The sequence below is a fragment of the Promicromonospora sp. NPDC059942 genome (genome assembly GCF_042731755.1).
In the GTDB taxonomy this organism is placed as follows: domain Bacteria; phylum Actinomycetota; class Actinomycetes; order Actinomycetales; family Cellulomonadaceae; genus Promicromonospora.
In genome coordinates this window covers 20,165-28,061 of the sequence record NZ_JBHWLR010000036.1, presented here as the reverse complement: position 1 = coordinate 28,061, position 7,897 = coordinate 20,165, and the positions used below count along the sequence as shown (strand labels likewise).

Annotated in this window: 7 protein-coding genes; all 7 read left to right on the top strand. The window is 71.9% G+C overall.

Annotation, left to right across the window (positions count from 1 at the left end; genetic code table 11):
• Window positions 1–184: 184 nt before the first annotated feature.
• Window positions 185–625, top strand: a complete 441-nt coding sequence (locus ACFV9Q_RS28490; RefSeq protein WP_377237200.1) for a DUF948 domain-containing protein — start codon at window positions 185–187, stop codon at window positions 623–625.
• On the top strand, window positions 622–876 hold the full coding sequence (locus tag ACFV9Q_RS28485; RefSeq protein ID WP_182615642.1) for a hypothetical protein: 255 nt from the start codon (window positions 622–624) through the stop codon (window positions 874–876). The genes ACFV9Q_RS28490 and ACFV9Q_RS28485 overlap by 4 nt, the downstream gene beginning before the upstream one ends.
• 172 nt (window positions 877–1,048) lie before the next feature.
• Window positions 1,049–3,742 (top strand): alanine--tRNA ligase, encoded by a 2,694-nt coding sequence (gene alaS / locus ACFV9Q_RS28480; protein WP_377237199.1) that lies wholly within the window; start codon window positions 1,049–1,051, stop codon window positions 3,740–3,742.
• A gap of 4 nt (window positions 3,743–3,746) precedes the next feature.
• Window positions 3,747–4,328, top strand: a complete 582-nt coding sequence (ruvX, locus tag ACFV9Q_RS28475) for a Holliday junction resolvase RuvX (protein ID WP_377237198.1) — start codon at window positions 3,747–3,749, stop codon at window positions 4,326–4,328.
• A 51-nt stretch (window positions 4,329–4,379) separates the two neighbouring features.
• Window positions 4,380–5,519, top strand: coding sequence for an endolytic transglycosylase MltG (mltG, locus tag ACFV9Q_RS28470; protein ID WP_377237197.1), 1,140 nt, complete (start codon window positions 4,380–4,382; stop codon window positions 5,517–5,519).
• Between the two features lie 313 nt (window positions 5,520–5,832).
• Entirely contained in the window at window positions 5,833–6,858 is a 1,026-nt protein-coding gene (gene mltG / locus ACFV9Q_RS28465) for an endolytic transglycosylase MltG (RefSeq protein ID WP_377237196.1), read from the top strand.
• Between the two features lies 1 nt (window position 6,859).
• Window positions 6,860–7,750: a shikimate dehydrogenase gene (locus tag ACFV9Q_RS28460; protein ID WP_377237195.1), complete on the top strand. Its 891-nt coding sequence runs from the start codon at window positions 6,860–6,862 to the stop codon at window positions 7,748–7,750.
• Window positions 7,751–7,897 lie beyond the last annotated feature (147 nt).

Below are 7,897 nucleotides of genomic sequence, written 5' to 3'. Positions count from 1 at the left end.
GTCGCACTCTGAGCCCTCAGAGTGCGACCACACCTACGTTCGACGGCCTGTCGGCGACCCGGCCGGTGCCGGCGCGCACCGCGGGGCGACGGGCGAGGGGGGCCGCCAGGGGGATAGGGTGATCGACGTCCCCCGGCAGCCAGCGGCGCCGGACATCTGCGAACCTTCAGGCAGGAGCTTGCGCATGACCCTCGGCGACATCGGAGACGTGGCGGGACTGATCGCGGCGATCGCGTTCGTGCTCCTCGTGGGCTTTCTCGCCGTCCCGTTGTGGAAGCTGGGCAAGCTCCTGGACGAGGCGCGGCTGAGCGTCCGTGACGTCACCGAGCACTCGGTGCCGATCCTGGACGAGGCCGCGAGCACCGTCGCCTCCGCGAACACGCAGCTCGTCAAGGTCGACACGATCACCACGTCCGCGGCGTCGGTCAGCGAGAACGTCTCCGCGCTGACAGGCCTGTACGCGGCGACGCTGGGCAAGCCGCTGGTCAAGGTCGCGGCGTTCTCCTACGGCGTGCGGCAGGCCTTCGGCCAGGCCAAGGGCGGCGGCGGCCGGCACACCGGCGGCGACGCGAGCACCGGCAGTGACAAGAGCGCGAGCACCGGCGCGAGCGGGGCCGGCGCATGATCCGCCGCCTGTTCTGGGTCGGCGTGGGCGTGGCCGTCACCGTCGTCGTGATCCACAAGGGCCGCCAGGTCGTCGCGCGGTACACGCCCGAGGCCGTCAGCGAGCGCGCGGCGGCCGCCGTGGACGACGCCGGCGTCCGGCTGAACCAGATGGCGCGCACGTTCCGCTCGGAGTTCACGACGGCGCGCGCCGAGCGCGAGGCGGAGCTGATGGCGTCCCTGCGCGGCGAGCTGCAGCGCCACCAGCGGTAGCGGGACCCCGCCGGATCTTTCAGTTTCCGTCTGCCGCGCTACCAGCGGCAGAATAGGCACGTGCCCGGACGCGCGTCGCGCACCAGAACTTGTGCACCCTCCGGCGCGGCCCACCAGCACGACCCTCCAGTACGACCCACCAGTACGACCGAGAAGAAGGACCACTGACCTCATGCGCACCGCCGAGATCCGCAAGCGTTGGCTCGACTACTTCGAAGCTCAGGGCCACGCGGTGGTGCCGTCGGCGTCGCTGATCTCGCCGGACCCGTCGACGCTGTTCACCATCGCGGGCATGGTGCCGTTCATCCCGTACATGACGGCCCAGCAGACCCCGCCGTGGACGCGCGCCACGAGCGTGCAGAAGTGCGTGCGCACGCTCGACATCGACGACGTCGGCAAGACCACGCGGCACGGCACGTTCTTCCAGATGAACGGCAACTTCTCGTTCGGCGACTACTTCAAGGCCGACGCCATCCGGTTCGCCTGGGACTTTCTGACGGGCTCCCTGGAGGACGGCAAGCTGGGCATCGACCCCGACAAGCTGTGGGTCACCGTCTACTACGAGGACGACGAGGCCCGCCAGCTCTGGAAGGACATCGTCGGCCTGCCCGACGAGCGCATCCAGGGCCTCGGCAAGAAGGACAACTACTGGTCCACCGGCCAGCCCGGCCCGGCCGGCCCGTGCTCGGAGATCTTCTACGACCGCGGTGCCGCCTACGGCCCCGACGGCGGCCCGCTGATCGACGAGGGCGGCGACCGCTTCGTCGAGATCTGGAACCTCGTGTTCATGCAGTACGCCATCGACGACGTGAAGTCCAAGGAGGACTTCCGCATCGTCGGCGAGCTGGCCAAGAAGAACATCGACACCGGCATGGGTCTCGAGCGTGTTGCCTTCCTGCTGCAGGGCAAGGACAACATGTACGAGATCGACGAGGTCTTCCCCGTCATCGAGGCCGCCGAGAAGCTGAGCGGCAAGAAGTACGGCGAGAACCACGAGGACGACGTGCGGATGCGCGTCGTGGCCGACCACGTCCGCTCGGCCCTGATGATCATCGGCGACGGCGTGCGCCCCTCGAACGAGGGCCGCGGCTACGTGCTGCGCCGGCTGCTGCGCCGCTCCGTGCGTGCGATGCGCCTGCTCGGCGTCGACGGCGTGGCCCTGCCGTCGCTGCTGCCGGTCTCGAAGGACGCCATGGCCCCCTCCTACCCGGAGCTGGGCACCAACTTCGAGCAGATCTCGGCCGTCGCCTACGCCGAGGAGGAGGCCTTCCGGCGCACCCTCGTGTCCGGCACCGGCATCCTCGACAACGCCGTCGCCAACCTGAAGAAGCAGGGCGGCGACCACCTGGTGCTGCCGGGCGACGCCGCCTTCCAGCTGCACGACACCTACGGCTTCCCGATCGACCTCACCCTCGAGATGGCCGCCGAGCAGGGCGTGCAGGTGGACGAGCAGGCCTTCCGCTCGCTCATGCAGGAGCAGCGCACCCGCGCCCGCGCCGACGCGCTGGCCAAGCGCACCGGCGGGGCCGACGTCGCCGCCTACGAGGCCCTGGAGAAGGAGCTCACCGCTCCCGTCGAGTTCCTCGGGTACACGCAGACGGACGCCTCCGTGCGCGTGGCCGGCCTGCTGACCGGCGGCGTGCCGGCCCCGGCCGTCACGGCCCCGGCCGAGATCGAGGTCGTGCTGGACCGCACGCCGTTCTACGCCGAGGCCGGTGGCCAGCTCGCCGACCACGGCACCATCGTGCTCGACGGCGGCGCCACCATCGAGGTGGACGACGTGCAGCGCCCCATCAAGGGCCTGAACGTGCACCGTGGCCGCCTGATCGAGGGCACGGTGGCGCTCGGCGACCCGGGCACCGCCCAGATCGACACGTCCCGCCGCAAGGCCATCAGCCGGGCCCACTCGGCCACGCACATGATCCACAAGGCCCTGCACGAGCTCGTCGGCCCGGACCGCACCCAGGCCGGCTCGGAGAACGCGCCGAGCCGCATCCGGTTCGACTTCCGTTCGCCGTCCGCCGTCTCGGCGTCCGCCCTGACGGAGATCGAGGAGCGCGTCAACGTGCGCCTCGCCGACAACCTCGACGTGACAGACGAGCTGATGCCGATCGCGAAGGCCCGCGAGGCCGGCGCCATGGCGCTGTTCGGCGAGAAGTACGGCGACGTCGTGCGCGTGGTCTCGATCGGCGACGACTGGTCGCGCGAGCTGTGCGCCGGCACGCACGTCAAGCAGACCGGCCAGCTCGGCCGGGTCACGCTGCTGGGCGAGTCGTCCATCGGCTCCGGCGTGCGCCGGGTCGACGCCCTGGTGGGTGACGGCGCCTACGGCTTCCAGGCCAAGGAGCACGCCCTGGTGGGCCAGCTCACCGGCCTGCTCAACACGCGCCCCGAGGACCTGCACGAGCGGGTCGGCTCGCTCGTGACGCGACTGAAGGAGGCCGAGAAGGAGCTCGCCACGCTGCGGCAGGGCCAGCTCCTGGCCGTCGCCGGCAAGCTCGCCGCCGAGGCCCCGCGCGTCGGCGACGTCCGCGTCGTCACGCACGACGCCGGCGAGGCCCAGGCCGACGACCTGCGCGCCCTCGTGCTCGACGTGCGCGGCCGCCTCGGCGAGGCCGAGCCCGTCGTGGCCGCCGCCGGCGGCGTGTCGGGCGGCCGTCCCGTCGTGGTGGTCGTGACCAACGCCGCCGCCCGTGCGGCCGGCTACAAGGCCGGCGACCTGGTGCGCACCGCCGCCCAGACCCTCGGCGGTGGCGGCGGCGGCAAGCCGGACATGGCCCAGGGCGGCGGCACCGACCCCGCCAAGCTGGGCGAGGCCCTGGCGGGCATCGCCGAGGGCGTGCGCCTGGCCGCCGTGGGCGCCTGACGTCGTGACGGACACCGGGACCGAGCCGGGCCTCCCACGGGGGGCCCGGCTCGGGGTCGACGTCGGCATGGCCCGGATCGGGCTGGCCGCGAGCGACCCGGACGGACTGGTCGCCACGCCCGTGGAGACCGTGCCGAGGGTGCTGGAGGGCTCGGGAAAGCAGGGAGCACCGAGCGCGAAGCAGGGGGCGCGGAGCGCAGGGGGCACCACGGCCGACGTCACGCGGATCGTGGACGAGGCGGTGGAGCGGTTCGCCGCCGTCGTCTACGTGGGGCTGCCCCGGCACCTGTCCGGCAAGGAGGGCGCGGCCACCGCCGACGCCCGCAAGTTCGCGGCCCGGTTGACCGTCGCGCTGGCCGCGGCCGGCGAGCGCGCCGAGGTGCGTCTGGTGGACGAGCGGATGACTACCGTGTCGGCGCACCAGGCGCTCCACGCGGCCGGCAGAAAATCCAAGAAGCACAGGTCCGTGATCGATCAGGCCGCAGCCGTTATCATTCTGCAATCTGCACTAGACGCGGAGCGGGCGAAGGGGGAGCGCGCCGGCGAGCTCGTCGAGGTGCGGACCGTGCACGACACGCACGAATGAACCCAGCGCCACCCCCAAGGACACCCCCCGACGAAGGACAGTGAGTCTCCGGTGACGGACCTCTTCACGGCGCCCCCGCGCTCCCAGGCAGATCCCTCGTTCCCCGGGCCGAGATCAGGCCGGAGGGCGCAGCGACGGCGTCGGCGCAACAAGCGCGGCCGCGCGGTGATCGTGCTGCTCGTGGCCCTCGTACTGGTGGGCGGGTCGGGCTACGCGATCTGGAGCAACCTCGACTCCCTGACGGGGCTGACCAACCCGCTGGAGTCCAAGGACTTCCCGGGTCCGGGCGGCGAGCAGGTCGACGTCGATATCCCCGACGGCGCGACGGGCACCGTCATGGGCCAGGAGCTGTACAAGGCCGGTGTGGTCGCCAGCGTGTCGGCGTTCACCACCGCCTTCGAGGCCAACCCGGACTCGATGTCGATCCGCCCCGGCACGCACGCCATGCTCGAGGAGATGCCCGCGCGGGACGCCGTCGCCCTGCTCGTGAAGAACGAGATGGTGGACCTCCAGCTCACCATCCCCGAGGGCTACACGGTGGACCAGATCGTCGAGCGCGCGGTGCAGGTCACCGGCCTGCCCGCCGAGGACTTCGAGGCCGCGCTGAAGAAGCCGGCCAAGTTCGGCCTGCCCAAGCAGGCCGGCGGCGACGCCGAGGGCTGGCTCTACGCCGGCACCTACGCGCTCAAGCCCGACAAGGACACCGCCGTCGGGCTGCTCACGGCGATGGTCGATCGCACCGAGCAGGCCCTGCGCAAGAAGGACGTCCCGGGCGGCGACTGGGAGGACGTGCTGACCAAGGCCTCGCTGGTGGAGCGGGAGGGCCTGCACGCGGAGGACAAGCCGAAGATCGCCCGCGCGATCGAGAACCGGCTCGAGGACGGCATGATCCTCCAGATCGACGCCGCGGTCGCCTACGGGGCGGGCAAGCCCGGCACCGAGCTGACCAAGGAGGACCTGCGCGACGAGAAGAACCCGTACAACACGTACGAGCACACGGGGCTGCCGCCGGGTCCGATCGCGAGCCCGGGGGAGACGGCGATCGACGCCGTGCTGCACCCGACGCCGGGCGACTGGAAGTACTGGATCACGGTCAACCTCGACACGGGCGAGACCAAGTTCTCGGAGACCTACGAGCAGCACCTCGCCTACCAGCAGGAGCTCCGCGACTGGCAGGCGGCCAACGGCTGAGGGTGACGAATCCCCGGAGTTGGCCGGGAATGTACGGATCGGGGTAGCGTTCGCGGCACCCGGCCCGTGATGCGATCGTGACGTGCGGTTGCAGTGTCGTGTTCCCGGTTGGTGACCAGCGTGGTTCGTCCAGTGATCCGCGCACCGTAGAGGATGGAGCGAGCGCGTGACCCAGGCCCTTCCGGGAGTGAATTATCAGGGGCCACCGAGGCACGCCAGCGGCTCGCGCGGTCGCCGGGGGGACCGCGACGGCAGCCATCGCCAGGGACGTCGGAGCGCCGGCCGTGGCGGACGCGGCCCGCTTCGCCGCCCGGTGCTGATCGCCGTCGTCGCCGCGGTGGTCGTCGTTGGCGGTCTGGGCGCGTGGACGGTGAAGAACGACGGCTACCTCTTCGGGATCGAGACGCCGCTCGCCGCCGCCGACTACGAGGGCACCGGCGGCGAGCCGGTGGCCGTCGACGTCCCCGAGGCGGCCAACGGCTACACGATCGGCGCGGAGCTCGAGGCGAAGGACGTCGTGGCGAGCGCCGAGGCGTTCGTCCGGGCGTTCAACGCCAACCCGGCCGCCGGCGGCATCCAGCCGGGCACGCACCAGATGAAGCTGCAGATGAGCGCGGAATCGGCGGTGGCGCTGCTCGCGGAGAACAAGGTCGACCGCGGCGGCCTGACCGTCGTCGAGGGCCACACCGTGTCGCAGATCAAGGACACGATGGTCGAGCAGGGCTGGCCCGAGGCGGACGTGGACGCGGCCCTCGCGGACCCGGCGGCGCTCGGCCTGCCCGCGGAGGCCGGGGGAGAGCTGGAGGGCTGGCTGGCAGCGAGCACGTACGACGCCAAGCCCGACACCGTGAGCGCGGCTGACGTGCTCAAGCAGATGGTCGCCCTGACCGTCAGTGAGCTCGAGGCGCTGAAGGTGCCGGAAGACCAGCGCAACGACCTGATCATCAAGGCGTCGCTGGTCGAGCGCGAGGCGCCGGACAAGTACCGGGGCGAGGTGGCGCGGGTCATCGACAACCGCCTCGCGGCGGGCGAGCCGCTCGGCCTGGACGCCATCGACTCCTACGGGCGCAAGAAGCCGTCGCACCTGATCACCTCCGAGGAGTTCCAGGACAAGTCGTTCCCGTACGCGTCGCGCGTGGTCGCGGGGCTGCCGCCGACGGCGATCGGCGCCCCCAGCAACGCGTCGCTCGAGGCGGTCATGAACCCGCCGGAGGGCGCCTGGCGGTGGTACGTGACCGTGAACCTGGAGACGCAGGAGACCAAGTTCACCGACAACTACGACGAGTTCCTTGCCTTCAAGGACGAGTACCAGGCCTGGGCAGCGGAGAACGGCTACTGACATGAGCACCACCCCCTCGCGCCGCGCCGCCGTGCTCGGCCACCCCGTCGCGCACTCCCTGTCCCCGGTGCTGCACACCGCGGCCTACCGGGCCTTGGGCCTGGACGGCTGGGACTACGGCGTGCACGACGTCACCGAGGACACTCTCGCGGGCTTCCTGGAGGACGCCGACGGCGACCCGGGGCGGTCCTGGGCCGGGCTGAGCCTGACCATGCCGCTCAAGCAGGCGGTCATTCCGCTGCTCGACCACGTCGAGCCGCTCGCCGAGGCGGTCGGCGCCGTGAACACGGTGCTGTTCACGACGGTCGGCGGCGCGGTCACCACGACCGGCACGAACACCGACGTGCACGGCATCGTCGCGGCGTTGCGCGAGGGGCTGGACGCGGGTGCTCGTCCGGTCGCCGAGGCCGTGGTCCTGGGCGGGGGAGCGACCGCGGCTTCGGCCCTGGCGGCCCTCGCCGAGCTGGGCTGCCCGTCGGCGCGGGTCTTCGTGCGCTCCCTGGACCGGATCGGCCCGCTGCGCGCGGCCGTGGCCCGGATGGGCGTGACCCCGTCGTTCGAGGTGTTCGACGACACGGCGACGACGTCGGCCCTGGTCACCGCGGACGCCGTCGTCTCCACGACGCCGAAGTACGCCGCCGACACCTGGGCGAAGCTGCTGACCGACGGCGACCGCGGCGCGGCGCCCCGCGGCGTCCTGCTCGACGTCGTCTACGACCCCCGGCCCACCGCCCTGCAGTCCGCGTGGACGGCGCTGGGCGCACGCGCCGTGGGCGGCGAGCGCATGCTGCTGCACCAGGCCGCCGAGCAGGTGCGCCTGATGACGGGACACATGGCGCCGCTGTCGGCCATGGACGAGGCCCTCCGCGCGGCCCTGGCCGTCCCGGCCTGACCTCGACGGGCTCCTGACATCGGGGGGCTTCGGCCTCTCGGGGACGACGTCATCCTCCCGGGAGGGTTACGGAGAGTGAGCATTGCTACCTCTCCGTTACCTCATCGGGAGCCACGTCTCTGCCCCGCGCGACACGCCGACGCCGGA

What these genes read in the sequence shown, in the direction of transcription:
- ACFV9Q_RS28490 (WP_377237200.1), top strand. Translation starts at nt 185, where the DNA reads ATGACCCTCGGCGACATCGGAGACGTGGCGGGACTGATCGCGGCGATC.
- ACFV9Q_RS28485 (WP_182615642.1), top strand. Translation starts at nt 622, where the DNA reads ATGATCCGCCGCCTGTTCTGGGTCGGCGTGGGCGTGGCCGTCACCGTC.
- alaS (WP_377237199.1), top strand. Translation starts at nt 1,049, where the DNA reads ATGCGCACCGCCGAGATCCGCAAGCGTTGGCTCGACTACTTCGAAGCT.
- ACFV9Q_RS28460 (WP_377237195.1), top strand. Translation starts at nt 6,860, where the DNA reads ATGAGCACCACCCCCTCGCGCCGCGCCGCCGTGCTCGGCCACCCCGTC.